We start from the raw sequence: 24,979 nt of genomic DNA, 5'->3' as shown, positions 1-24,979 counted from the left end.
CAAAAAATTGGTTTTTTTTTTGCAGTGATGCAATTAACATTATATATCTTCTATTTTACCTTTTCTTTCAAAAAGTGCAAGGGAAAGTTTTAAAATTCCTGAGAATTTTCTGGTTTCTTTCCTACCGTCTGCGCACTTTCCTTAAAACAGCGGTGACTGCCAGGAGCAGTACAGCGCCGAACACGCCTGCGTAGGCAGCCCTTGTGCCGGTGTTCGGGTTCACAGAGGCGGCGGGCACCTGCGGCGGAACCTCAAAGCTCTGAGGCGGCACAATGTCCGGGGTTCCCGGGTCTGTCGGCGGGTTGACCGGCGGATTCACAGGTGGGTCTACCGGCGGATCGACCGGGGGCTCCTTCTTCGCAAAGCCAACGTCTGCGGCCTCCTGCTCCGGCGCGTCCAAGGTGATTTTCTGCTGCTGGTTCTCGGTAGTGCAGACATAGCCGTCGCCGCGGTCGCTGACGCTCACAGTATACGCGCCGTATTCCAGGTCGGTGAAGCGGTAGTAGCCGTTGCTGTCCGCAAAGGTCTCGCCCACCTTGTCCCCGGCTTCATTGTACAGGGTGACCACGATGTTGCCCACCGGGGCTTCGGTATCGTGATCCCATTTCTTATCCCAGTTGTCGTCGTAGAAGACATTGCCGCTGATGCTGCCGAGCTTCTTGGGCTCTGGCGGCACGCTGCAGTCCCGGCACTGGTTGGTGATGTTGTAGCCGTTGTAGATGGTGTCATAGCCCGGAACCTGGTCCTCGACCACGGTATAGGCCACCAGGCTGCCATCATCGCCTGTTTTGTCCAGGTTCTCGAAGATGTACTGCCAGTCCGGCCCGTAGACAGTCTGAGCGGCGATTTCGACGCCGTTTGCCTTGAGGTGTACCCGGACGCTGCCCGGGCGCTTGCCGGAGGCGTCGTTGTCGTCACCCCAGGTCTTGGTGCCGGTGATCTGGATTTTCTCCTTGGCCGGGTGCACGTTAACAATGTTGTTGCCGTTGTAGTCGGCGCTGTAGCCGTCGGGCAGGTCGATTTCCTTGACGGTATAGACAATGGCGTCGCCGTTCTGGTCGTAGCCCGGGATCCGTTCAAAATTGTAGGTCCAGTAATTTTCTGCGGACATGACCTGGGTCTGCCCTTCTACCGGTGTGGCAGCTGCGCCGCCGATGCTCTGCATGAGCTGGACGGTGACGCTCTCGGGCCTCATTCCGTCCTGATTATTCTTGTCGCTCCAGGTCTTGCGGCCGTGCAGGCTTGTGACCTCGTCGCGGACATTGGTGAAATTAAAGGGGTTCTCCGGATCCTGATAGCCGCCGTAGCCGGCCGGGATGGCCTCGGTTACGGTGTAGGTGATGGTCTTGCCCTCTGCGTCAAATTTGTCCAGGTTGCGGTATTCGTAGGTCCAGACATCGCCGTCCTGCTTGCTCCACTCTGGCGTTTTATCGGGCTGTTCCACGCCATTTGCCATGAGGATCAGGTCCAGATAAGGCCTGTTGGCGTTGTGGCCGTCCTTCCAGGTTTTGATGCCTGAGACAGTGATGGTCGGGATACGCGTGTTGGTGATGTTGGCGCCGTCATAGCTGGTGGTGTAGTGCTCGATGGGGTCTTCTTTGACGGTATAGTGGATCGGGTTATCGGCGGTGCCAGCTTTCAGACCCTCAAAGCGGTACTGCCAGTCCGGACCAGTGACGGTCTGGCTGGCGGCCTCCACGCCGTCCTTCATCAGGTGAACGGTAATGCTTTCGGGGCGCAGGCCCTCAGCGTCATTATTATCCTCCCAGGTCTTGGCGCCGGCCACCTCGATGGTGGGGTTGGCCGGGTGGGTGTTGATGATGTCGGTGCCGTCGTAGCTGGTGGAGTAGTCACCCGGATCAACGCCTTTTTCGGCCACAGTGTAGATGATGTCGCGGCCCTGGCTGTCGTAGGCGGGCAGGTCGGTAAAGCTGTAGCTCCAGCCGGCTGCCTCGTCGATCACAGCGGTCTTGCCGTCCACGGGCACTGGGGCGCCGTGGTCAATGCTCTGCATAAGCTGGACGGTGACCTCGGACGGGCGCTTGCCGTCCACGTCGTTGTCATCCTGCCAGATTTTTTTGCCCTCCAGGCTGGTAATGCCTGTGCGGGTGTTTGTAATGTCGTTGCCGTTCATGGTGGTGGTGTAGCCGTCCATAGGGGCTTCTTCTACCGTGTAGGTGATGAGCTGCCCCTCTTTGTTGTATTTCAGCAGGTTTTCAAAGGTATAGGACCAGATGTTGCTCTCATAGGTCCAGAATGGCACCGCATCCTGCACTACCTCGCCGTCTGCCTTGAGGGTGAGTGTAATATTGGGGCGCTGGCTGTTGTTCTGACCGCCATCCTGCCAAGTCTTCTGGCCGGTGACCTTGGTGTAGCCAAAGCGGATGTTGGTGATGTTATTGCCGTCGTATTCGGCCTTGTAGCCGTCGGGAACCGCTTCTTCCACGGTGTAGGTGATGAGGCGGCCGTTTCCGTCAAACTTGTCCAGGTTGTCGAAGCTCCAGGTCCAGACGTCGCCGGTCTTGTCCCAGACCGGTACCGCGCCTGCAACTGGAGTGCCGCCCGCTTTAAGGGTCAGCGTGACTTCGGGCCGGGCGCCGCCGTCGTCCTTCCAGGTCTTGGTGCCGGACAGGCTGGTCTTGCCCACGCGGGTGTTGATCAGGGTGTAGCCTGAGGTCATATCGCCCTGGGTCTGGCTGGTATAGCCGTCCACGGTCACCTCGGCGATGGTGTACTGGATGGCCTTGCCGTTTTCAAATTTGAGCAGGTTGTCAAAGCTGCCCCTCCAGCCATTTCCGGCGTTCAGGGTCAGGCTTTCCAGGGTGGGCTTGCCGTTCTTGAGCAGCTTGACCACAATCTCGCTGGGCCGCCCGGTGGTGTCGTCCACATCGTTCCAGAGCTTTTGCACGGGAATGCTGATGGTTTCCGGGGGCACGTAGTAGCCGACGTCGGTGTTGGTCACGTTGGGGGTGGCCGGGTCCACGGTGTCGAGCTGGAGCTCGTTGGTCTTTGCGGCGTCTGTTTTATCCTTGGTGGTGCAGGCGTTCATGCCCGGATAGGGGCTGACCACCTGTACCCGGTAGGCGTCCTCTGAGAAGGGGACATTGGTGAACACATAGCTGCCGGAAATGTCGGTGGTTGTGGTGGCGATAACGGTTTTGCCGTCAGGCCCCAGCAGTTCAACCGTCACGTTTGGCAGCGGATAATCCTGGTCGATTTTGGCGTAGATGCCGTCCTTGTTGCTGTCGTAGAAGACCAGGCCGCGGATCTCGCCGTTGGTGTCGTCGGTTCTTGGGATCAGCTCGAGGTTGGTGCTCAGGCTGCCCGGATCGCCGATTTTGTAATAGGCCCAGACGTCCAGAATGGTCCGGTTGCCTTTGTTGCCTGAGAATTTCATGGCGCCGTCTGTGCTGTCCACACCTGCGCTCTGGTCGGCGTCTGCGCCGTTCAGGGCCGGGACGGTGGTATTGTTATAGTAGATGGTGTGGCGCTCGGCATCGGTGCCGCCGCCGTTGCAGCGCTCAACAATGATGCCGCCCGGGTTATTTTCCACATCCAGAAGCGGCAGATGAACCTCGCCGCCCCGGGCCTGGAGGGTCACCTCGGTCAGGTCACACTTGCCCGCGGGCAGCACGTTGCCGTCCGCGTCCCTGCCGTTCCAGGATACGCTGTTAAGCCCGTCGACGCAGGCGTTGCCAATGGTCACAATGCCATGGTCTACGGTTTTGTAGCTGCCGTCAGCCTGTTTTTCCTGGTAGTTTCTCAGGTCAATTTTGAGCTCATAGCTGCTGATGTTCTGGGCGTTGAAGGTAAAGGTGCCGCCCTCGCCCACGTAGCCGAAGCCTTCCTTGAAGCCCGTGAATTTAAAATCGCTCACGGTGCCGCTGGTGTCTGGCTCCTGGGCCATCCCCAGGGATTCCAGCAGCTCGGTATCTGGTGTGTTGAAGAAGATGCGGTCATTGATGTCCAGGCCGTTGTCCGGAACAATGGGTGAGTTGAGCTGCAGGGAGGGATCATGGTTGATGAGGGTGTCAATGTCCACGCCCTGTCCTGGATTGTCGGAGTAAAAGGAGTGGTAATAGCTGTTGTTGGTGTCATCCACGACCAGGCCGCGGTTGTTGGCAAAGAAAATAAAGCCAAAGGGGTCCATGCCGTTCATATCCACGCAGTACTGAAACCCGTCGAGGGTGAGCACCCGCACCTTGGACTCCAGACTGCGGCCGTTGTTGCCCATGTTCAGGGTCAGAAAATGGGTGAATACCCTTCCGGGCACCTGGGTGCCGTCCGCCTTGGCCACGGTCACGTCCCAGGCCGCCACGGTGCTGTCGCCCTGTCCGCTTGCCTTCCAGGCGTCGTTGCTGTCCACGTTCAGGGGGCGGGGGTTGTTCCGGTTGCCGCTGTCCAGCCGGGCGTGGAACTCAAACTCGTAGTTGCCGGTTTCGATCACTTTAAAGACCAGGGGCTTGTAGCCCGTGCCGGTGCCCGCAATGTCCGGGCCGGCCTTTTCCTGATCGCGGTTCATGAGATAGCCTGCATTGTCGCCGGTGTTGGTGTCATAGACAAGCTCCATGCCCTGCTGGCCCGGCGCGATGGTAAAGGGCTCGTAGCCCGAGTCATCGGCGCCGGTATAACGCATGACAATGTCCTGCTTATTCACATTATCGGTGACGCTGGAGCCAAAGTACAGGGTCTCCCCTGCCTTGGCGTAGACCTTGACGATCTGATGGCGCAGCACGCCCGCGTCCTTGTGGTCGTACCACTCGGTGTAGGGCCGGTCGCCGCCCTCGGCTGCCAGCTCGCGGCTGCCCTCTGCACGCACCGGCGCAGACCAGAAAAGCAGGCCCGCCAGAAGCAGCAGCACTGCGAATAAAAAGGTCCGGAGGATCGGTAAGCGATGTGTTTTCATTTTATTTTCCTTTTCTTAATGGTAAAAATTAATCTTTTAAAGAGTTTTACCCATCTAATTAAGGAAAAATCAAGTATTTGGGCGGGATGCTTTTTTATCTTTTGGGGTGAATTTAGGCCATAACAACGCATAGCCACTAACTTCCAAACCGTATACCTTTAATTCAATCTTGAAAATGAAAAAAAGACATTTTTATAATATAATATTTATATAAAATAAACATTACATAAAAATGCCTAATGAGTCTTATCCTGCTTTGCAGGTTTTGGGGCTCCTGATAAAAATGTCAGTGGTTATGCGTTGTTATGGATGACCTCCTGGGCTTCAAACACTGCCGGGTTCACCTGGTAGCCTGTAAAGGTGCGGTTTCCATTGGTGAACTGGCCGCTTCTCAGATAGCCGTAGTCTTCCAGAATATTCAGATAGGGCAGCAGATCTGAAATTTTTTTACAGCCCATGCGTGAGATGCCAAAGAGCTCGGTTTTCGAGAAGGTTTTGAGCCCCTGGGCCCGGACCACCTCCACAATCCGCCGGCAGACGCCCATATTCGGGTCCATCCCCTCGCCCATATTATAGATGATGCGTGCGTACTCGCCGAAATAGCGGGCCAGCTTGTAGGCCTGATCCACGGTTTCCTTGGCCACCGGGGTCTCCAGGATGGCATGGGGGTGGGCGGCGCACTGAAGGATGCCCACCAGGCGCAGCATCTCGCCGCCGAGCTTGCTGCCCCAGTCTCTTATATCCTTCATATCCCCTTTCAGACGGCGCTCAAACACAGTCTCATAGGCCATATAGGCCATCTGAGCGCTGTCCTTCAGCTCAAGCTGCCTGGGTTTTGGCTCGAGGGTGATGTGGTTGTCTGCGTACAGGCTGTAGACAGCGTTGTAGTAGTCCGCGTCGATTTTGGGGTCCACGTCGGGGGCGGTCTCGATGTTGCGCTCGCCCACCCTGGTTTTGGGCATGGTGTAGAGAAAGCGGGCGTTCATGCCGCGGCCCCGCATCACAGGGTCGGCCATAATGGTGTCGATGATGATGGGCTGGACCATGAGCAGAATGCTCAGGTTGCTGGCGGGCAGGTGGACGGGGTCGCGGCCCACGCGGTGGGTCTTGGAGCTGCCGCCGGTGTGGCCCTTGAGCAGAGCGCCCAGGGTATGCTGGCCGCCGGTGTACAGGCCCATCATGTTGGCGAACAGGTCGCCCTCATCGGACATGATGATCATACGGCCGCCGTTGCGGGCCAGCTCCTGTTCCAGGGCCGCGTTGGTGGTATCGTCCATATACAGGCAGGGCGGGCATTTTTTCTGGAAAAAGGCGATTTTTTCCTTGAGCTCGAGCATGGTTTCCTTCAGTGCCTCCCGCTCGGAGGATTCTTTGCATTTCTTGTACTGGTTCTTGGCGGTCTTAAAGGCTTCCTCTGCCAGCTCCTGCTCCAGCTCGTCATCGAACTGGTTCTTCTGATATTCTTTCCAGAGCTTTTGCTCGTAGTCCTTGACTGGGCGCACCACCTCGTCGTAGACACTGGATTTCCGCTCGCCGGGGTCGGCCACCACCAGGGTGTACAGTCCCAGAGGCACCGTGAATTTATCCTTTGCGTTGATCTCGTACCGCTTCTGCAGGCAGCCGCCCAGCAGGGCCAGCACGGACACGCCCACCATGTCCACGGGCACCTGGAGGCTCGCGGCCAGGGCTTCGGTGTAGGAGGCGTAGGGCTCGGGCAGGGCGTTCACGGGGAAGGCGGGGCGCTCGATCTCCTCGGTCAGGGGTCTCAGCCGTCCCCACTCGGCGCGGACGCTTCCGGTCTCGGCGTACTCTTTCATGCGCTCTTCGTAGTGCTCATAGTCCTCCAGAGTCCAGCCTTTGCCGGGATCGCAGAGGTATTCGCCCCATTTCAGACGGAAGTCGGGATAGTAGCGCACAGTCTCCTCCACAGTGGTCATGGCCGCCCGCTCCTCATCGGTGAGTTTCCGCTCCTTGCCGGTTTTAGGGTCGCAGAGGGTAATGGTCTCATGGGTGACCCGGTGTGTGTGTTTGATGTAGGGCTTTCCGGGCTCCCGGTCCTTTTCCTCCACGGCCAGGGCCGCGTTAATATTCTCCAGGCTTTCCTCCAGGGCCTTGGCCTGTTCTGGCGTCAGCGCCTGGTTGTTTACGTCGTCGGTTTTCATGGATTCTCCTTTATAAGTAGCTTTTCAGCAGGTCAATCATCCCCTCCCGGCTCAGGGTCAGATCGCTCTCGGGCAGATAGTCAAAGAAATCGGAAAAGGCTTCGCAGATGCCGGGCTCTTCGATGACCACGGCGTTGAGCCGCTGGCTGTCATTGCAGAAGCGCTGGACCACCACCTGCTGGGTGTCGGATAGAATGATCTCCACATTGAGGGGCGTCCTGAATTTGTCAGAATCCATAGCGGTAAAGGCCGTCTCACCGGCCTCCACAGCTGCCAGCAGCTCTTGCATAAAGACCTGCCGCTCCTCTTTGGTGCAGCAGCGCACCAGACTTTCCGGGAAGTAACAGATGCGCCCGGTTTCGACATAGGCCCTCAGCCCTTCCCGGGAAAAGAAGGACCTTGGCAAGGGCTTTTCGCCACGGCTGTAAGGGCCGTAAACCTCGCGCGCCAGGGCGCAGACAGCCTCCCTTCCGGGGATACCTGGCCGCACCAGAGACTCGATGCGCTCGTCGGTCAGGCAGAGGGTCAGGCAGGGGTGGGGCTCCAGACTGGCGTCGCCCAGGTTCTCTCTGGTCCAGCCATACATATCCTCAAGGTTGTCGGTCCTGCGGGTAAGCAGTGGCAGGCCGCGGCAGAGGCGGTCCACTGATTTCTGATAAAAGTCCACAATGGGAGCATCATCATACAAAATGGCGGTTTTAAAGCTTCTGGACAGCTTCAGCACATGGCGGTTGGTGATGATGAAATAGGGCAGAAAGGTGGTAACGGCCTGGGCAGGGTCGGCACCGGTATAGGAATAGTAGGGATGATAACCGTCCCGGCCGCACAGGCTGAAGGACAGAATGTACTGGAGGTGGCGCAGATTTTTTTGGATGGCGTCATGGCGGCTGCTCTCCTTTTCCAGGTAGATAAAGTGCTCGATGTCCACTGCCTCGGCAGTGCACACAAAGGCGTTGTACAGGTACTCGTACACAAACTGGTGGTCAAAATCCAGGGCGATGGCCAGGTGCGGCGCCTCTCTGTGGTAAATCTCGTCGTTGATCACATCAATGATCACGCTGTTGATGTCGTTTTTGCCCTCGATGACCTGTGTCCCGTGCTGGAGTACGGGAAAGGCCTTGTACTCGCGGTCTGCGATGTCCTCGGTGGGGGCGTAGGTGTTGCCGGCCAGCTCCTCCACGAGCCGCTTGACGCTGTTGCGCCGGTAGTAGACCTTATCGCCGATCTTGGCCATCTTGTAGAGATCGTCGAGCTCGCTCTTTTCAAAGGGGGTCAGTAACAGGGAGCGGCAGAGCTTTTTATAGAAATCGGCGCTGGGCACGCGTTCGCCCACCATGACCTTGTGGATGGTGGAGCGGTCGATTTTGGCTTTTTTGGAAAGCTGATAGATGGAAAATCCCGTTGCTTCAACTAAAGTTGTCAGGCGTTCACTGAATTGCGACATGGGCTTTCTCCTTTCAGACGTGAATTTAAAGATTAATAGAAATATTATATATTTATTTGTGGTAAAATACAATGTCAATATTCTCAAGTATAAGAGAATTTTTTGCAAACGTTCTACAGTTCAGCCAAAAAAATACTGCCAATGGCAGTATTTTCACCAAACAGTTTAAACCGGAAAATTTGGAGCAGTCCGGCATGATGCCTCGGAGCAGTCTTTGGCATCAAGGGATAAACTGTAGAGATTGGACATGTTTTACCGGTCTGTGGCGTCCACAGCACCAGAATGTAATCTCATCATATCAGAGTTTTGCGGGGATTTCAATATGTGGCAAAAAGTGTGGCAAAGATATTTTTTAATTTTAAAGATTTTTTACAGGGTTTTTACAAAAAAGTTCTTCCCTAAAACTTGTCCCTTTGCTTAATTTTCTTTAAACGCAAATGTTTCAACCTGAAAATGTTCAATTCTTAAATAAAAATTAATTCGCTGTCGGAACAGGTAGGGATACCAAGACCGCCAATCCCAGAGTCCCGTCCCTTCAGCCCGTATCGCCGCGATACCCTTTGAATAAATCGGAAATTTTCCATTTAAAAAAGAGGCAGGGTCTGTTTCAGACCCTGCCTCTCATGCGGTATCTTTATTTGGCTTTGCGTGCCACGACCTTTTTGGCGGCTTCCACGATGGCGCCAGTAGTCAGGTTGTATTTTTCAAGCAGTTCCAGCGCTTTGCCGGACTGGCCGAACTGATCCATCACGCCGACTTTTTCAACCGGTGCCGGAGTGGTTTCTGCCAGAACTTCGCAGACTGCGCCGGCCAGGCCGCCGATGATGCTGTGTTCTTCAGCAGTGACGATGGCGCCAGTTTCTTTGGCGGCTGCTTCGATGGCTTCACGGTCAATGGGTTTGATGGAGCCCATGTTCAGGACGCGGGCGGAGATGCCTTCTGCCTTTAAGATGTCAGCGGCTTCCAGAGCCTTTTCAACCATTAAGCCCATAGCCATGATGGTCAGGTCGTGGCCTTCTTTTAATGCGGATGCCTTGCCGACTTCAAATTCATAGTCTTCGTCAAAGATCACGTTGGTGTCCAGACGGCCTAAGCGGATGTAGACCGGGCCGTCGATGGCAACGGCTGCGTCCATCATGCGCTGTGTTTCAGTGGCGTCTGCCGGTACCAGAACGGTCATGTTCGGAACCGCGCGCATCAGGGCAACGTCTTCCACAGACTGGTGGGAGCCGCCGTCTTCGCCGACGGAGATCCCCGCATGGGTCAGGGCAATCTTCACGTTCAGCTTTGGATAGCAGATGCTGTTGCGGATGATTTCAAAAGCACGGCCAGCGCCGAAAATGGCAAAGGTGCTGGCAAACGGGATCTTGCCTGTGGTGGCTAAGCCAGCGGACATGCCCATGAGGTCGCATTCTGCGATACCGGCGTTAAAATGACGTTCTGGCATCACCTTTTTAAATTCAGAGGTTTTGGTCGCGCCGGATAAATCCGCGTCCAGAACCACAATATCTTTATTTTTTTCGGCGAGCACTGCTAAATATTCGCCGTACGCCTGTCTTGTTGATTTTTTACTCATGATTAATCCTCCAGTTCTTTCAGTGCAATTTCAACCTGTTCCGCGTTTGGTCCCTTACCGTGCCAGCCAGCATTGTTTTCCATGTAGGAAACGCCCTTGCCCTTAACGGTTTTGCAGACTAAAACAGAAGGCTTGCCTTCGCAGGCATAAGCTTTTTCAAGGCCTTCGCGCAACTGATCAAAGTCGTTGCCGTCTGCGATGTTGATGACATTCCAGCCAAAGGCCGCAAATTTTTCATCAATCGGGTACGGTGACATAACGTCTGTGATGGCGCCGTCGATCTGCAGGTTGTTGTTATCCACAAAGGCGATCAGGTTGTCCAGCTTGTAGTGGGCTGCGGACATGGCAGCTTCCCAGACCAGGCCTTCCTGGAGTTCGCCGTCGCCGAGTAACACATAGGTTTTCCAGTCTGCCGCATCAATCTTAGCGCCCAGCGCCATACCGACAGCAGCGGAGATACCCTGGCCCAGAGAACCGGTGGACATATCCACACCCGGAATCTTCTTCATGTCCGGGTGGCCCTGAAGGATGGCACCAACCTGACGTAAGTTATCCAGTTCGGATGCGTCAAAGAAGCCCTTTGCTGCCAGGGTTGCGTACAGAACCGGTGCGGCATGGCCCTTTGACAAGACGAAACGGTCGCGGTCTGCTTTTTTAGGATCCTTTGGATCAACGTTCATCTTTTCAAAATATAACAAGCTCAAAATTTCAACTGCTGATAAAGATCCACCCGGATGACCGGAAGCGGCTTTACCAATCATTTTCACGATATCCCGGCGGATACCTTTTGCTGTTTTTTCTAAGTTTTCCATATGTTACTCCTTCTAAAATATTTTTAGCACTTCGCAAAGTGCGAACAAACATGGTAATTTATATGCCTTCCTAATAAGAAAGCAAATTTTGCCAATGGAGATTTGAGAATGCAGAATGGAGAATTAGAGGAACAAAATGCAACGCATTTTGAATGGAATGGCGGCCTGCGGCCGCTGTCTTAATCACTTTTTCGATAGAAAAAGGGTTCATCAATTCTCCATTCTCAATTCTTCATTCTCCATTGAAATTCTTAAACCCTGCGCCCAGCACCTCCTGGGTATCGGCCAGGGTTACAAAGGCGTTCGGGTCAATCTCATAGATGATGCTTTTGAGCTTAGCGATCTGGTTTCTGTAGACAATGCAGTAAACCACATCCTTGCTCTGCCCCGAATACGCGCCGTAGGCGTGAAAAATCGTGGCGCTCTTGTTGAGGTCTGTGCGGATGCGCTCACAGATTTCCGGACTTTTGTCTGAGACAATGTTGGCCGCCTTGGCGTAATTGTTGCCCGCGATGACAAAATCCATGACCTGCGTGTATAAAAACAGCACGATGATGGAATAAAGCATGATCGAAATGTTTTTAAAGGCGATCCCCGCAAAGAGGACAACGCAGAAGTCAATGCACATGATCCAGGTGCTCAGAGTCAGGCGCTTTGTGACCTTATGGAGCATCCGGGCCAGCAGGTCTGTCCCGCCGCCGGAGCCGCCCATGCGGTACAGCACGCCCATGCCGACCCCGTAAAGGACGCCGGCGAAAATACTGGCCAGAAGGACGTCGTCTGAGAAGGGCGGTATCACACCTGCCATCACATCGACCAGAACCCCGTAGGCCAGGGTACAGACAAAGCTCTTGAGGCCCACGCTCTTGCCCAGCACTTTGAGCGAGATCAGCTGTGTGGCCACAGAGAATACAAAGGTAACCGTCCCAACCGGCAGCCCCGTCACATAGTAGAGCACAGTGGCAAGCCCGCTGAAGCCCCCGGGTGCCAGCTTATTGGGAATCATGAACATATTGGCAGCCAGGGCTGTCATAAATGTCCCGAACAAAATGCCCACGTACTCAAAAATGGTACGGGCGACCTTATTATCTTTGATTTTGTTTTCCATTTCCCCATCACATCGGCCGACACACCGCCGGCCGGCCTAACCTCATAAATTTTACAGCGGTCAGAGGCCGCCAAAAAATCCATCGTTCAGTATCTCTACCTCCAGATGTTTCTCACCCATAAAATCATAAATGCGGGGAACCCGCTTGTTGACCATACAGAGCAGCTCATAGGAGATGGTGCCCAGCTTTTCAGCCAGCTCCTCGGCGGGGAGGTTCTCCCCGAAAAGCTCCACCTCATCATAGAGCGAAACGCCCTCAAGGCCTGTAATATCAACCATACACTGGTCCATACAGATATTCCCCACAACAGGCGCGCGGTAGCCGTTAATCAGTACCTCCGCACCCTTTCCGGAGAGCATCCGGCTGTAGCCGTCAGCATAGCCCACCGGCAGTGTCGCGATTTTTCGGTCACACTCAGCCGTGAACTTTCGTCCATAGCTCACCGAGTCCCCCGCGTGAATGGTCTTGATATGGACGATTCTGGTTTTAAAGCTCATAACCGGCTTTAGCCCAAGCTTTTCCTTTTTCACCTCGTCTGAGGGGTAGTGGCCGTAGAGAATGATGCCCGGCCGCACCATGTTAAAAACCGTTTTATCAAAATCAATGATGGCGGCTGAGTTTTCCACATGCTTGAGCGGAATCTCAACGCCCTTATCGGAAAGCGCCTTGACCACCTGAGCGTAGCGCATGAGCTGTAAATGCGTAAAGTCCTTGTCGCCTTCATCCGCAGTGGCAAAGTGGGTGTAAAGCCCCTCGATGCGGATGCCCGGCATCTCTGCGATCTTCAGGACCGCCTCCACCGCCTCATCCCACCGGAAGCCGATCCGGCCCATGCCGGTGTCCACCTTGATATGGACCGGATGCACCGAGCCATTGACCACACAGTAGTCCGAGAGGGCCTGGGCAAACTCAAGCTGATAAACCCCAGGCGTCACATCCCATTCCACCAGCTCTGGAATCTGGTCGGCGCCGGTGTAGCCCAGAATAAAGAGATCGCAGCGGTCAATCCCTTTCTGGCGCAGGGCGATGGCCTCGTCCAGAAAAGCGACTCCCAGCCAGGGCACGCCCTCGTCCTGCAGGAGCTCGGCCACATCCACGCCGTGGCCATAGGCGTCCGCCTTGACCACGCCCATGATCCGGGCCTCTGGCCCTACCGCTTTTTTTATCTGCTCAAGGTTAAAGAGCAGGTTCTCAAGCTTGATCTCCGCCCAGGTAGGCCGGTGGGCCGGGACTACACTAAAATCATCAAAAAGATCCAAGGGAAACACCTTCTGTCTTTAGTAATTTTTAACCATTTCCAGCACCATCTTGGCTGCGTTGACCACAGACATCTGGAAATTATTCTGGTAGGTTTCTACCAGGTTACCGTCCGCATTGTCTGAAATGGAGCGGATCACGATATAGGGAATGTGATTGATGTAGGCTGCCTGGCCGATGGCCGCGCCCTCCATCTCCACACAGGCCCCGCCGAAAAGCTCGGTCAGCTCCTGCTTGAGCGCCTGAGAATCAACCCCCAGGTCAGCGGTCATCACACGGCCCACCAGGGCTGCCGCCCCGACCTGGGCTGCCGCCTCTTTGGCCAGTTTAATCAGCCGCTCATCGGCCGGGAAAAAGGTAATGTCCATGTTGGGGATCTCACCTCTGGGGTGCCCAAAGGCTGAGGCGTCCATATCATACTGGACCGAATCCTTCGAGATCACAATGTCGCCCACGGTCAGGCCTTTGGCCACAGCGCCGCCCACGCCCACATTGATCACACAGTCCACATTAAAAAGGTCTGCCAGAGCCTGGGTGCACAGCGCCGCGTTGACCTTGCCCACGCCGCACATCACAGCCACCACCGGCTTGCTGTAAAGCATGCCCTTATAAAAGGTCATTCCCGCCTTCTCACTGGTCTCGACCTGTGTCATGTTGTTTTTAATGTCCCGCACTTCATCCTTCAGTGCCGCAATGATTCCGATCATAATCTATCTCCACTCTCTTCTTTTCATTCTCATTTTTTAACCAACAGCACCACTGCCTTGGCGGCAATGCCCTCCTGGCGCCCGGTAAAGCCAAGCTTTTCCTCAGTGGTCGCCTTCACGCTGACCTGGTCCCGGTCAACCCCCAGGGTCTCTGCGATGTTCTCCCGCATGGCGTCAATGTGGGGGGCGCATTTCGGCGCCTGGGCCACGATGACGGCGTCAATATTGCCCACCTCATAGCCTTTTTCAGCGATCAGCGCGCCCACCTCTGCCAACAGGCCGATGCTGTCCGCGCCTTTATATTTTTCATCCGTATCTGGAAACCATTTTCCAATGTCACCGAGGGCCAACGCCCCCAGCATCGCGTCCATAATAGCATGGACCAGCACATCCGCGTCCGAATGGCCGAGCAGTCCTCTGGTGTGCTCAATCTCCACACCTCCAAGGATCAGCTTACGGCCCTCTGCCAGCTGATGCACATCATAACCGAGTCCGACTCGAAAGGGATTCATAGGGTTACCTCCACGAATGCTTGTCATCATTATTTCTGAAATCGCCCGGGCAGAACTGCCTTTTTCACCCTGAAAAAAACAATGCTCCCGATAGCTGAATCTTATCATATTCTAAAAGATTTGCATAGAGAATCCCTGAACAAAAATTCATGTAATCCTATGCAAATTTACGGTTTTTCCGAAAATTCAAGAATATGCACATTATGTTTAATTAAGTAAAAATGCTGTGCTGTTCGTCCGACAACAGCGGGTTTAGCAGATGCCAATTTTTACAAAATTAAATGCATTCTCATCGAGCACTCAGCGGATTTCATCCTCCTCCGAGAATTCCTTATATACCCGGTAAGGCTTGGTAATCACACGGTAAGGCAGTGAGCGCAAGAAGCCGTTAAGGTCTGCCTCCATTTCCTTTGTCATCCGCTTCGGCTTCGACATTACCCGGGAAATAAAATCATCTTTGTAGTGTTCCTTGACATATTCCTGGTTAATCTGAATGCCGATCCCACAATTCTTACAGGTTATCTTATGGATCTGCCCGTCCAGATAATCAATCTCATGCTCGGTTTCTTTATCACAGTTCATGCAAAATAAATAAGCATCAACCTTACTGCTCTTTGCCATTTCACGCCTCCATTCTGTTGTCCCACCGGGACTTTTATGGCTCTATTATACCATAAATCGGAAAAAGCTTCACCGCCGCCGGTACGAATTAATGAATAATTAATAAATTTGAAGGGGACAGAACAAATGCGAAAATGGGCAAGATCTGTGATAAATGGTGTCAAAGGATTTTGAAAGAAAGCGGAGAATTGGCGCTGTCCGTGGATTAAAAACACCTTCTCTCATGCAAAAATAACAATCCGCGAAAGTTATTTTTGAAATCGATCCAGGTGTTCTTTAATCCGCGGACAGCTTTGGTTGGTGAATCCATTGACTGGAAAAGCGGAGCATCCCAAAAGGCGGTGTTTTTCACCTAAGGAAGGAAAAGCCGTCCTGCGGGCTTCAACCTGTCAACAGTATTTTCCTTCATAACGCAAACCTCTCTGCTCTCCAATGTCCGGCTGCTCCGATAAAACGGCACGATTTCCGGCCGTCACCCACAGTGCCTGGACCTTTTTTCTTATCTGGATAAAAGACGCCGTCTCGGACTTCGGCTCCTTCCTCCAAGAGGTACGGCGCGTTCCACACCGTATCTAAAAAAACAACCCGTATCGCCGCGATACGGGTTGAAATGGTCAGGAAAGTTTAAAAATCCAAGAGACAAAGCCTTTTACCTAAGGAAGAAAAAAGCGTTCTGCGGGCTTCAACCTCCCAACAACACCTTCCCTTTATAACGCAAACCTCTCTGCTCTCCAATGTCCGGCTGCTCCGATAAAACGGCACGATTTCTGTCCGTCACCCACAGCGCCTGGACCTTTTTTCTTATCTGGATAAAAGGCGCAGTCTCGGACTTCGGCTCCTTCCTCCAAGAGGTACGGCGCGTTCCACACCGTATCTAAAAAAACAACCCGTATCGCCGCGATACGGGTTGAAAGATCTAAAGCCCAGCCAGACTCCGCGTCACCTCCCCGGCAATCATCAGGCCGGCTACGGAAGGCACGAAACTCACGCTGCCCGGCGGGGTGCACTTCAGGGCAGGTACTTCCTTTGAGTAGAGCACCTTCAGCTTTCTGATGCCCCGGGCCTTCAGCTCCCGGCGCATCACCTTTGCCAGCGGGCAGACCGAGGTTTTGTAAATGTCGGTGATCTCGAAGCGAGAGGGGTCCAGCTTATTGCCGGTGCCCATGCTTGAAAGCACGGGAATACCTTTTTCCTGACACGCGCAGATCAAAGCCAGCTTGGCGGTGACCATGTCGATGGCGTCAATGACGTAATCATAAGTTTCCAGCTCGAAATCCTCGGCGTTCTCCGGTAGAAAGCACTGGTGCAGCGGGATGATCTCTGCCGCTGGGTTGATGTCCCTCAGCCGCTCCGCGGCCACCTCGACCTTAACGCGGCCGATGGTAGAATGCAGGGCGATGAGCTGGCGGTTGAGGTTGGTGATGTCCACCACGTCCTTATCCACCAGGGTCAGGCTGCCCACCCCCGCCCGGATGAGCGCCTCTGCGGTAAAGGACCCGACGCCGCCCACGCCAAACAGGATCACCCGGGCGTTCTGCAACTTTTTAAGGCCCTCGTCACCAAGGACAAGGGCCGTTCGGTCAAACTGTGTTGCCATTACATTCTTTCCGGCGCGTCAATACCCAGGATCCCCAGGACATTGGCCAGTACCTGCTTGGTTCCCTTGATCAGGGTCCGACGTGCTTTCATCAGCTCGATATCCTCCACGCGCACGCGGCAGGCGTTGTAGAAGCTGTGGAACGCAGCGGCCAGATCCATGGCGTAGTGGGTGATCCGGCTCGGGTCCATCTTTTCCTCAGCCACGATGATCTCGTTTGGCAGGTTTGACAGCATATCCAGCAGAGTAAGCTCTTCCTTTTCCCTGAGCAGGGTCAGGTTGGCCGGCCCTTCGGTATTTTTGTCCTCTGCCATCTGGCGCAGGATACTGCAGATGCGGGCATGGGCGTACTGAACATAGAATACCGGGTTTTCATTGGACTGCTCGATGGCCAGATCCAGATCGAAATCCAGATGGCTGTCCGGTGAGCGCATGTTAAACAGGAAGCGGGCAGCATCGCGGCCAACCTCCTCAATCAGGTCGGTCAGGGTAATCATTTCGCCCTTGCGCTTGGACATACGCGCGATTTCGCCGTCACGCATGAGACGCACAAGCTGCATGATGACAATTTCCAAATGGTCCGGGTTCACACCGGCAGCCTGCATGGCGGCCTTTAAGCGTGCGATATGGCCATGGTGGTCGGCGCCCCAGACATTGATACAGCGGTCGAAGCCGCGGGTCTTAAATTTGTTCAGGTGGTAGGCAATATCCCCCATAAAATAGGTGGGCAGTCCGTTCTGACGCACAAGGACATCGTCCTTTTCACAGCCGAACTCGCTGGTGGTAAACCACAGGGCCCCTTCCTTTTCATAGACCGCGCCGCTGTCCTGTAAAATTTTCAGGGCCGATTCGATGGCGCCCTGGTCGTAAAGGCTCTGCTCAGAGAACCAGATATCATAATGGATGCCGTATTTTTCAAGGTCGGCGTGCATTTTTTTCAGGTTCTTTTCAAGGGCATAGTCGACAAGAACGTCTTTTCGCTCAGTCTCGTCCATGGCCAGATATTTTTTGCAGGCTTCTGCGCCACCCTCCTGGTCGATGAATTCCTCCATGTGCACACGGATGTCATTGCCCTGATAGCCGTCCTCCGGGAAAGGAATGTCCTCGCCCATGAGCTGGCGGAAACGCGCGTCCAGTGAATCCCCGAACTTGGCGATCTGGTTGCCAGCGTCGTTGACGTAGAACTCGCGGGTCACATCATAGCCCGTCCACTCTGCAATGGCGGCGAGAATATCCCCGATAGCACCGCCGCGGGCGTTCCCCATGTGCATTGGGCCTGTCGGATTGGCAGATATGAACTCAAGGTTGTATCTTTTTCCGGCGTTGCCTCCGGTTTTCCCGTAGTTTTCCTGCATGGTTTCAATTTCCAGCAGCACCTCATACACCCAGTCGGACTTGAGCTTAAAGTTGATAAAGCCCGGTCCGGCAATCTCAACGACCTCCACGTAGGAGTTGTCAATGTCCATATGGCGCACAATGCTCTCAGCAATCACACGCGGCGCTTTGTGAGCCTGCTTTGGCAGCTGCATGGCAATATTGGTGGCGTATTCGCCGTGTTCCTTCTCGCGGGGCACCTCCAGATAAATCTCCGGCAGCGCTTCGACAGAGAAGTCGCCGGCTTCCATGGCAGCGTCCACAGATGCCGCAATGAGCGCCTTTATTTGGTTTTCAATTTTTTCTCTGATATACATAATAGCCTCCAAAATTCAATGAATAGTTGATAGTTGACAGTGTATAGTTATGGTACAAAATTGCTTGGCAAATTTGTACCTTAACTATCCATTATCCATAATAAACTATCAACTAGAAAGGGCGAACAGCGTTCGCCCTTTTTTCTTAGTTTTTATAATTACTGATCCGAATGTCCAGCGTATTTTCTGTATTGGTCATTCCCTCAACCTCGATGGCATAATCGACCTTGACATTGACCGGGTCCTTCCGGTCGTTGTAGGCAATGTTCACACCCTTGGTAAAGATGCCCATGGCAATGTCACCATAGGGGGTGGAATAGAGCGTCACATTGCGCTTGCCCTCTTCAAATTCCATGAGTGAGTTTACTGAGCCCAGGCGGATCACGGAAATCTTACCGCCCTCCACCTTCACAGTGGTGGTGGTGCCCTCCATGCCGGAGACCTCAGATTCTTTATAGGTCAGACAAGAGATGTTTTTTTCCTTATACATATCGCCTTCGGTTGAAAACTCCATCTTATCCTCACTACGGTGCTGATCGCTCACGATTCCAGTAATCGAAAGCCATACTTTTTTTCTTTCATCATCTGTCACAACAATCACCTCCGAATCGTTACAAACTTTTCAGGCTGCTGCACAGCAGGAAGCCGCTACCCGGAGGCACCTTGCTTCGCGCTTTGTACACTTTTAACTTTAGTGTCTCTATTAAATCATTTATGGCTTTATTTTTCAAGGATTTTCTTAAATAATCTGCAATTAGTTGTTGACACGCTTAACCGCAGCGCCCTGGATCAGCTTTTCAACCAGCTCAGCGTAAGAAACGCCCATGTTCTCCCACATTTTCGGGTACATGCTGATATTGGTAAAGCCTGGCATGGTGTTGATTTCATTGATATAAATGTTGTAGGTCGCGCGGGTCACAAAGAAATCTACACGGCTGAGGCTGCTGCCGTCAATCACCTCAAAGGCCTTGATGGCGTATTCGCGGATTTTCTCGAGCAAAGCGTCGCTGATCTGTGCAGGGATCACGATTTTGGAGTCCTGGTTGTCGCTGTATTTTGCTTCATAATCGTAAAATTCCTTGGAGGCGACCACTTCGCCAGGAATCGCTGCTTTGATCTCACCGTTTTCTTCCAGAACCGCACATTCAATTTCCCGTGCGTTCAGGAAGCCTTCAACCACGATTTTATGATCGTAACGGAGCGCTTCGTTGACGCCGTCGATGAATTCTTCCCTATTATGCGCCTTGCTGATGCCGACGCTGGAGCCCATGTTGGAGGGCTTGATAAATACCGGGAAGCCCCGGCCTGCGATGTCATCGATGATGCGGTCCGGATCCTTTTCCCAGTCTCTGCGTTTGAAGTAAACATATGGGCCCACTGGGATGCCAGCGCTCTCAAAAAGCATTTTGGAGGCCACCTTGTCCATGCCAGCAGCGGAAGCCAGCACACCGCAGCCCACATAAGGCTTGTTCATCAGCTCAAAGAGGCCCTGGATGGTGCCGTCCTCGCCCATTGGTCCGTGAAGCACGGGGAAGAACACATCCACATCCTGGATAATGGGATCGTGGAAAATGGAAAAATCCGCGTGGATTTTGTCCGTATCCTGCTCCCAGGAGCCGTCCTTAATGTTTTTATAGTCCCCGGTGTAGACCTTCCAGTCACCGTTTTTGGTGATGCCGATCAGGGTAATATCGTATTTTTCTTTGTCAATCACTTCAATGACATTGCAGGCCGAGGCGCGTGACACCTCATGTTCGCCAGACTGTCCACCGAATACAATGCCTAAATTAATCTTTTTCTCCATAATGGATTCCTCCTTAAATTTTTGCGTCAGCCACTCCTGCTCTGTCATGACCGTCAGGCCGTTTTGCAGGAACAGCTCCGCTGTTATGCCATTTCCAGGCACCAGCCGTTTATGGAAACTGCCGTCATAGACACAGCCGCACCCGCAGGAGGGGCTCTTTGCCTTGAGCACCGCCAGCCGCGCGCCCGCATTCCTGGCAAGGGATAACGCTTTTTCCGCCCCTTTTTTAAAGGCGTTCGTTAAATCTTCATTTTTTACATTATACACTTTCCTTTCCCCTTTGACTACCCTAATTTCACAGGGTTTTCGGGGAATTTCCAGTCCGCCCAGGCATTCCGGACAAATGGTCACTGCCTTTCCTTCCTCCACCAGCGCCCTGAGCTCGGGCACCAGGTTGTCCCGGCCGTCGTAACGGCAGGCCTCCCCGGCCAGGCAAGCGCTGATGACGAGCTCCGCCCTTTTCATTTTATCTGCTCTCATTCCTTCGGCACTTCATTCTCTTTATAAATCCAAGCCCCGCGTTTGTAGACCATTTTCATCACCATATCTTTTACCACAATCTCGCCCGTTTGAATCACCGTACCTGCGGCAATGGTAATCTTATCCTTGAGCGTGGCGCTGTGACCGATAAAGGTGTGGTCCTTCACTGTAACCTCATGGCCGATATTGACCCGGGCCAGCAGCTCACAATAGGGCTCGATCCGGCTCAGAGCCCCGACGATACTGCCCTCTCCGATGACGCTGTGAGCACCGATCGACGCGCCAGTCCCCACAACAGCGCCGGCTCCGATATAGGCGCCGGGCTCTACCACCGCGTCCGCTGCCACATGGGCCGCCGGATGGATTACCGCCTGATAGCCGAGCTCCGGAAAAGCCCTGACCACAGCCTCGCGGTCTTTCAGGCTGTCCGCTGCCACAATAAAGCCCCTGCCATCCCTGGAAAGGCCTGGGGCATCCTCCGGTGCTCCCAGCACCGGATAGGGCCAGCCGTCCGGGGGCAGGTCCGCACTCAGGAAGCCTGCCAAGGTGACCTCAGGCCCTCTCAAAGCGTCCGCGATCACTCTGCCAGCAAGGCCTGTTCCTATAACCACCATTTCTCTCATTTCCGCACATTTTTCCTTTCCTTCATTTACTTCATTTTACCACACCGCCCGGATAAAAACAAAAAAATCCACCCCTTTGCGGGAATGGATTCTTATCTTTTCAGCCTCAGCTGCTGGTGCTGGTCGGCATATAGGGGATCAGGGCTTTGGCCAGCTTGTCCACTGGCATGCTCTGAAGCACAACCCGCCCCGGGCCGGTCAGTGTGGCAAAGAACAGGCCCTCGCCGCTGAACAGGATGTTTTTAGCGCCTTTTACCTGGGTGACGTCAAAGTGCACCTTTTCCTGGAACACAGCGATGTGTCCCTGATCCACATTGATGGTCTGCCCTTCCTCAAGGTTGTACTCAATGGTGCTGCCATTGAGCTCAAGGAACACCAGCCCAGGCCCTGTGAGCTTCTGGAGGATAAAGCCTGCGCCGCCAAAAACGCCGGTCTTGACACTCTTCTTAAAGAAAATTGAGAAATCTACAGATTCCTCAGCCGCCAAAAAAGCTGTTTTGGCACAGATGATGGACTGTCCCGCCTCCAGATGCACTGCCCGGATGTTGCCCGGGAAGGACGACGCAAAGGCGATCTTTCCCTTGTCGCCCGTACAGGTGTAGGTGGTCAGGAATAGCGAATTGCCGCTGAAGCTCCTCTTAATGGCTTTCAGCGCACCGCCTCTGGTGCTGGTTTCCATATCAAAACAGGGGTCCATCCAGGACATGCCGCCGGACTCTGTATAAATCTGCTCACCCCGGTCCAGCTCAAGCTCTACAACCGGCAGGGTATCGCCAATAATTTCATATTTCATTTTTTACTCCTATTCCTTAAACAAGCCTCCCGAAATCCCGAAAACATCGTGTTCAGGATTCCGGGGGCTGCTCTGTCCTCCGGTTTGGTGAAGGATCAGGCCTCGATGATTTCATTAACCGCTTTTCTCAGAATTTCCATTTTTTCCTCTGCGCTCTCGCGGCTCCTGCCGGTCACAGAGTAGTAAACCTTCAGCTTCGGCTCAGTGCCCGAAGGTCTCAGGGCGTACCATGAATTTTCGTTAAAGACAAATTTGAGCACGTTGGATTTTGGCAGGTCAATGGCGGATTTTTCGCCGCCCGCCAGATCCAGGCTTTCCTTAGACTGGTAGTCATTGTAGGTCACCAGCTTTTCATCCGCAAAGGTGTTGAAATGGTTGGCGCGGAATTTTTCCATGATGTTTGCGATCTGTTTTTTGCCCTCGATGCCCTCCAGCGTCATGGACTGGATGCCCTCAATAAAGTAGCCGAATTTCTGGTACAGTCCTTCCAGGGCATCGTACAGGGTCATCCCCTGTTTTTTATAGTAATCCGCCATCTCGCAGACCAGCGCGGAGGCCAGCACAGCGTCCTTATCGCGGGCGTAGTTGCCTGCCAGGTAGCCATAGCTTTCCTCATAGCCAAAGGCAAAGGTCTTTTCGCCGGTCGCCTCGTATTCTGTCATGTGTTCGCCGATGTATTTAAAGCCGGTGAGCACATCCACCACCTCAGCCCCGTGGGATTTGGCCACGATACCGCCCAGCTCGCTGGTCACAATGGTCTTGATGACCACCTTGTTGTCGGGCAGCCCGGTGCGGGTCTTGAGGAAATAGTCCACCAGCAGCGCGCCGGTCTGGTTACCGGTAAAGACCACGAACTCGCCCTCTGCGTTGCGTCCGACCACGCCCACACGGTCGCAGTCCGGGTCGGTGCCGATGATGATGTCCACATCCCTGGCTTCAGGCATTTCCATGGCAATGTTAAACACTGACCGTTCCTCAGGATTCGGATAGGAAACCGTCGGGAAACTGCCGTCCGGCTGTTCCTGCTCAGCCACCACTGTCACATTTTTATAGCCGAGGTCATCCAGCACACGGCGCACCGGCACATTGCCGCTGCCGTGGATGGGCGTGTAAATCACCTTTAAGTCGCTGCCCGGGTTCGCCTTTACCACATTTTCGACCGCAGCGGCGTAAGCGTCGTCCACTTCTCTGCCGATGATCTGGATCATGCCGTCTTCCACAGCTGTCTGCATATTGGCCAGCGGAATATCAAAATAATTGTCAATTTTTTCAATCTCAGCCACCAGCTCGTCAGCCGCCGGAGAAACCATCTGGCCGCCATCGGGGCCGTAGACCTTGTAGCCGTTGTACTCTTTGGGGTTGTGGGAAGCGGTGATGACAATCCCGCCAGCAGCGCCCACGTGGCGTACGGTGAAGGACAGCACTGGTGTTGGTCTCAGGCTTTCAAACAGGTAGGCCTGAACGCCCATGGACGCCAGCACACGCGCGGCGGTCTGTGCGAATTCAGCCGATTTATTTCTGGAGTCAAAGGCGATGGCCACACCCTTTTCAGCATTTTTGGGGTCTGCCCCCAGCAGGTATTTGCCCAGTCCATAGGTCGCCTTTGCCACAATATAAACATTCATCCGGTTAATGCCCGCGCCGATCTTGCCGCGCATCCCGCCAGTGCCAAATTCAAGGTCCTGGTAAAAACGGTCCTCGATTTCACCCTCGTCGGTCATTGTCTCAAGCTCAGCCCGCAGGTCTGCGTTCAGCTCCGGATAATCTTTCCATAATTGGTATACTTCTTTGTAGCCCATTGTGTTCCTCCTTATATGATTTTAAATGATTGATTTCGGTTACATGATCTTATTATACCCGAAATAATGGTTTGACTCAACAAAAATGCGTGTCAAATTCTGTAAAACTTCTATAAAATTTTCACAAAAAACAACAGGGAACACGCCGCTCCGGGCAGACGGTTTTATCCCCTGCTCCAGACCGCGCGTCCCCCATGACGCTTTTGTTTAGTTGTGATGGAAATAATTTTTCAGGTATTCGGTAAAGCGCTCCTCAAGCCCTGGTGTGCGCAGGCCGTACTCAACCGTGGCTTCCAGAAAGCCCAGCTTGTCGCCCACATCGTAGCGGCGGCCTTTAAAGTCATAGGCCAGTATGCGCTGTTTTTCGCCCAGAGTCTTCAGGCCGTCAGTCAGCTGGATCTCGCCGCCGGCGCCTTTCCCGGTATTTTCCAGAATGTTGAAGATAGCCGGTGTGATGATGTAGCGGCCCAGGATGGCTAAATTAGACGGCGCGGTGCCGATGGCTGGTTTTTCGACCATGTCGTCCACCTCAAAAATGTCCCCGGTCACAGGCTTGCCAGAGACAATGCCGTATTTGTCCACCTGGTCATCCGGCACGGTCTGCACGCCGATCACAGAGGCCTGGTATTCGTCAAAGACCTCGATCATCTGCTTGAGAGCAGGCTTTTCCGGGTTGTAGACAATATCGTCCCCCAGCACCACGGCAAAGGGCTCATCGCCCACAAACTCCTTGGCGCAGAGCACCGCGTGGCCCAGGCCCTTGGCTTCCTTCTGGCGCACGGTAAAGATGCGGGCCATATTGGTAATGTCCTCGATCATCCTGAGCTCCTCGGTTTTGCCCTTCATCTTCAGGTTAAACTCCAGCTCTGGCACATTGTCGAAATGGTTGGTGATGATGTCCTTGTTCCGCCCGGTGATGATCAGGATTTCCTGAATGCCAGAGTCCACAATCTCCTCAATAATATACTGAATCGTCGGCTTGTCTACAATGGGCAGCATTTCCTTTGGGACCGATTTGGTCACCGGCAGAAAACGGGTGCCCAGGCCCGCAGCCGGAATGACCGCTTTTTTTACTTTCATAATTCC

Annotated in this window: 18 protein-coding genes and 1 pseudogene; all 19 read right to left on the bottom strand. The window is 53.8% G+C overall.

Annotated elements, in window-relative coordinates; translation table 11 throughout:
- Positions 1-121: 121 nt before the first annotated feature.
- The 19 genes and pseudogenes from B2M23_RS06025 to galU all read right to left on the bottom strand — a co-directional run bounded on the left by B2M23_RS06025 (position 122) and on the right by galU (position 24,973).
- Positions 122-4,906, bottom strand: a complete 4,785-nt coding sequence (locus B2M23_RS06025) for a Cna B-type domain-containing protein (RefSeq protein ID WP_038352507.1) — start codon at positions 4,904-4,906, stop codon at positions 122-124.
- A 293-nt stretch (positions 4,907-5,199) separates the two neighbouring features.
- Positions 5,200-7,068 (bottom strand): YfjI family protein, encoded by a 1,869-nt coding sequence (locus B2M23_RS06020; protein ID WP_038352506.1) that lies wholly within the window; start codon positions 7,066-7,068, stop codon positions 5,200-5,202.
- Between the two features lie 10 nt (positions 7,069-7,078).
- Positions 7,079-8,512, bottom strand: a complete 1,434-nt coding sequence (locus B2M23_RS06015) for a helix-turn-helix domain-containing protein (RefSeq protein ID WP_038352505.1) — start codon at positions 8,510-8,512, stop codon at positions 7,079-7,081.
- Between the two features lie 634 nt (positions 8,513-9,146).
- Entirely contained in the window at positions 9,147-10,088 is a 942-nt protein-coding gene (locus tag B2M23_RS06010) for a transketolase family protein (protein WP_038352504.1), read from the bottom strand.
- A 2-nt stretch (positions 10,089-10,090) separates the two neighbouring features.
- Positions 10,091-10,900, bottom strand: a complete 810-nt coding sequence (locus tag B2M23_RS06005) for a transketolase (RefSeq protein ID WP_038352503.1) — start codon at positions 10,898-10,900, stop codon at positions 10,091-10,093.
- A gap of 232 nt (positions 10,901-11,132) precedes the next feature.
- Positions 11,133-12,008, bottom strand: a complete 876-nt coding sequence (locus B2M23_RS06000) for a YitT family protein (protein WP_052237270.1) — start codon at positions 12,006-12,008, stop codon at positions 11,133-11,135.
- A 60-nt stretch (positions 12,009-12,068) separates the two neighbouring features.
- Positions 12,069-13,268: an alanine racemase gene (gene alr / locus B2M23_RS05995; protein WP_052237269.1), complete on the bottom strand. Its 1,200-nt coding sequence runs from the start codon at positions 13,266-13,268 to the stop codon at positions 12,069-12,071.
- Positions 13,269-13,286: 18 nt separating this feature from the next.
- Complete coding sequence (locus B2M23_RS05990) at positions 13,287-13,973, bottom strand: 5'-methylthioadenosine/adenosylhomocysteine nucleosidase (protein WP_052237268.1); 687 nt, start codon at positions 13,971-13,973, stop codon at positions 13,287-13,289.
- A 29-nt stretch (positions 13,974-14,002) separates the two neighbouring features.
- The gene (gene ispF / locus B2M23_RS05985; protein WP_038352501.1) at positions 14,003-14,485 is read right to left on the bottom strand and encodes a 2-C-methyl-D-erythritol 2,4-cyclodiphosphate synthase; all 483 of its coding nucleotides are present in this window, start codon (positions 14,483-14,485) and stop codon (positions 14,003-14,005) included.
- A 300-nt stretch (positions 14,486-14,785) separates the two neighbouring features.
- Positions 14,786-15,106, bottom strand: coding sequence for a hypothetical protein (locus tag B2M23_RS05980; protein WP_013382362.1), 321 nt, complete (start codon positions 15,104-15,106; stop codon positions 14,786-14,788).
- Positions 15,107-16,022: 916 nt separating this feature from the next.
- A complete protein-coding gene (locus tag B2M23_RS05975) occupies positions 16,023-16,703 on the bottom strand; it encodes a tRNA threonylcarbamoyladenosine dehydratase (protein WP_038352500.1) in 681 nt (226 codons plus the stop codon).
- Positions 16,703-18,394 (bottom strand): arginine--tRNA ligase, encoded by a 1,692-nt coding sequence (gene argS, locus B2M23_RS05970; RefSeq protein WP_038352499.1) that lies wholly within the window; start codon positions 18,392-18,394, stop codon positions 16,703-16,705. Before argS ends, B2M23_RS05975 begins: the two co-directional genes overlap by 1 nt.
- Positions 18,395-18,539: 145 nt before the next feature.
- On the bottom strand, positions 18,540-18,986 hold the full coding sequence (locus B2M23_RS05965) for a YwiB family protein (protein WP_038352498.1): 447 nt from the start codon (positions 18,984-18,986) through the stop codon (positions 18,540-18,542).
- 162 nt (positions 18,987-19,148) lie between these two features.
- Positions 19,149-20,198: a D-alanine--D-alanine ligase family protein gene (locus B2M23_RS05960; protein WP_038352554.1), complete on the bottom strand. Its 1,050-nt coding sequence runs from the start codon at positions 20,196-20,198 to the stop codon at positions 19,149-19,151.
- A gap of 45 nt (positions 20,199-20,243) precedes the next feature.
- Positions 20,244-20,663, bottom strand: a pseudogene (locus tag B2M23_RS21865) (2-thiouracil desulfurase family protein); the annotation flags it as partial.
- Positions 20,664-20,674: 11 nt separating this feature from the next.
- Positions 20,675-21,301, bottom strand: coding sequence for an LbetaH domain-containing protein (locus B2M23_RS05955; protein ID WP_038352497.1), 627 nt, complete (start codon positions 21,299-21,301; stop codon positions 20,675-20,677).
- A 106-nt stretch (positions 21,302-21,407) separates the two neighbouring features.
- A complete protein-coding gene (locus tag B2M23_RS05950) occupies positions 21,408-22,094 on the bottom strand; it encodes a TIGR00266 family protein (RefSeq protein WP_013382369.1) in 687 nt (228 codons plus the stop codon).
- A gap of 95 nt (positions 22,095-22,189) precedes the next feature.
- On the bottom strand, positions 22,190-23,893 hold the full coding sequence (locus B2M23_RS05945; RefSeq protein WP_013382370.1) for a phospho-sugar mutase: 1,704 nt from the start codon (positions 23,891-23,893) through the stop codon (positions 22,190-22,192).
- A gap of 207 nt (positions 23,894-24,100) precedes the next feature.
- Positions 24,101-24,973 carry a UTP--glucose-1-phosphate uridylyltransferase GalU gene (galU, locus tag B2M23_RS05940; protein WP_013382371.1) on the bottom strand — a complete coding sequence of 291 codons (873 nt, stop codon included), beginning with the start codon at positions 24,971-24,973 and terminating at the stop codon, positions 24,101-24,103.
- Positions 24,974-24,979 lie beyond the last annotated feature (6 nt).

It is taken from the genome of Eubacterium limosum, assembly GCF_000807675.2.
Lineage (GTDB): Bacteria > Bacillota > Clostridia > Eubacteriales > Eubacteriaceae > Eubacterium > Eubacterium limosum.
Note: the sequence above shows the minus strand (reverse complement) of the source record. Positions and strands in the feature narration are given on the sequence as shown.

Coding starts and splice junctions, on each gene's coding strand:
- B2M23_RS05990 (WP_052237268.1), bottom strand. CDS start 13,973: ATGATCGGAATCATTGCGGCACTGAAGGATGAAGTGCGGGACATTAAA.
- argS (WP_038352499.1), bottom strand. CDS start 18,394: ATGTATATCAGAGAAAAAATTGAAAACCAAATAAAGGCGCTCATTGCG.
- B2M23_RS06015 (WP_038352505.1), bottom strand. CDS start 8,512: ATGTCGCAATTCAGTGAACGCCTGACAACTTTAGTTGAAGCAACGGGA.
- B2M23_RS06025 (WP_038352507.1), bottom strand. CDS start 4,906: ATGAAAACACATCGCTTACCGATCCTCCGGACCTTTTTATTCGCAGTG.
- B2M23_RS06010 (WP_038352504.1), bottom strand. CDS start 10,088: ATGAGTAAAAAATCAACAAGACAGGCGTACGGCGAATATTTAGCAGTG.
- B2M23_RS05945 (WP_013382370.1), bottom strand. CDS start 23,893: ATGGGCTACAAAGAAGTATACCAATTATGGAAAGATTATCCGGAGCTG.
- ispF (WP_038352501.1), bottom strand. CDS start 14,485: ATGAATCCCTTTCGAGTCGGACTCGGTTATGATGTGCATCAGCTGGCA.
- B2M23_RS06005 (WP_038352503.1), bottom strand. CDS start 10,900: ATGGAAAACTTAGAAAAAACAGCAAAAGGTATCCGCCGGGATATCGTG.
- galU (WP_013382371.1), bottom strand. CDS start 24,973: ATGAAAGTAAAAAAAGCGGTCATTCCGGCTGCGGGCCTGGGCACCCGT.
- B2M23_RS05950 (WP_013382369.1), bottom strand. CDS start 22,094: ATGAAATATGAAATTATTGGCGATACCCTGCCGGTTGTAGAGCTTGAG.
- B2M23_RS06020 (WP_038352506.1), bottom strand. CDS start 7,068: ATGAAAACCGACGACGTAAACAACCAGGCGCTGACGCCAGAACAGGCC.
- B2M23_RS05960 (WP_038352554.1), bottom strand. CDS start 20,198: ATGGAGAAAAAGATTAATTTAGGCATTGTATTCGGTGGACAGTCTGGC.
- B2M23_RS05975 (WP_038352500.1), bottom strand. CDS start 16,703: ATGGCAACACAGTTTGACCGAACGGCCCTTGTCCTTGGTGACGAGGGC.
- B2M23_RS05955 (WP_038352497.1), bottom strand. CDS start 21,301: ATGAGAGAAATGGTGGTTATAGGAACAGGCCTTGCTGGCAGAGTGATC.
- B2M23_RS06000 (WP_052237270.1), bottom strand. CDS start 12,008: ATGGAAAACAAAATCAAAGATAATAAGGTCGCCCGTACCATTTTTGAG.
- B2M23_RS05980 (WP_013382362.1), bottom strand. CDS start 15,106: ATGGCAAAGAGCAGTAAGGTTGATGCTTATTTATTTTGCATGAACTGT.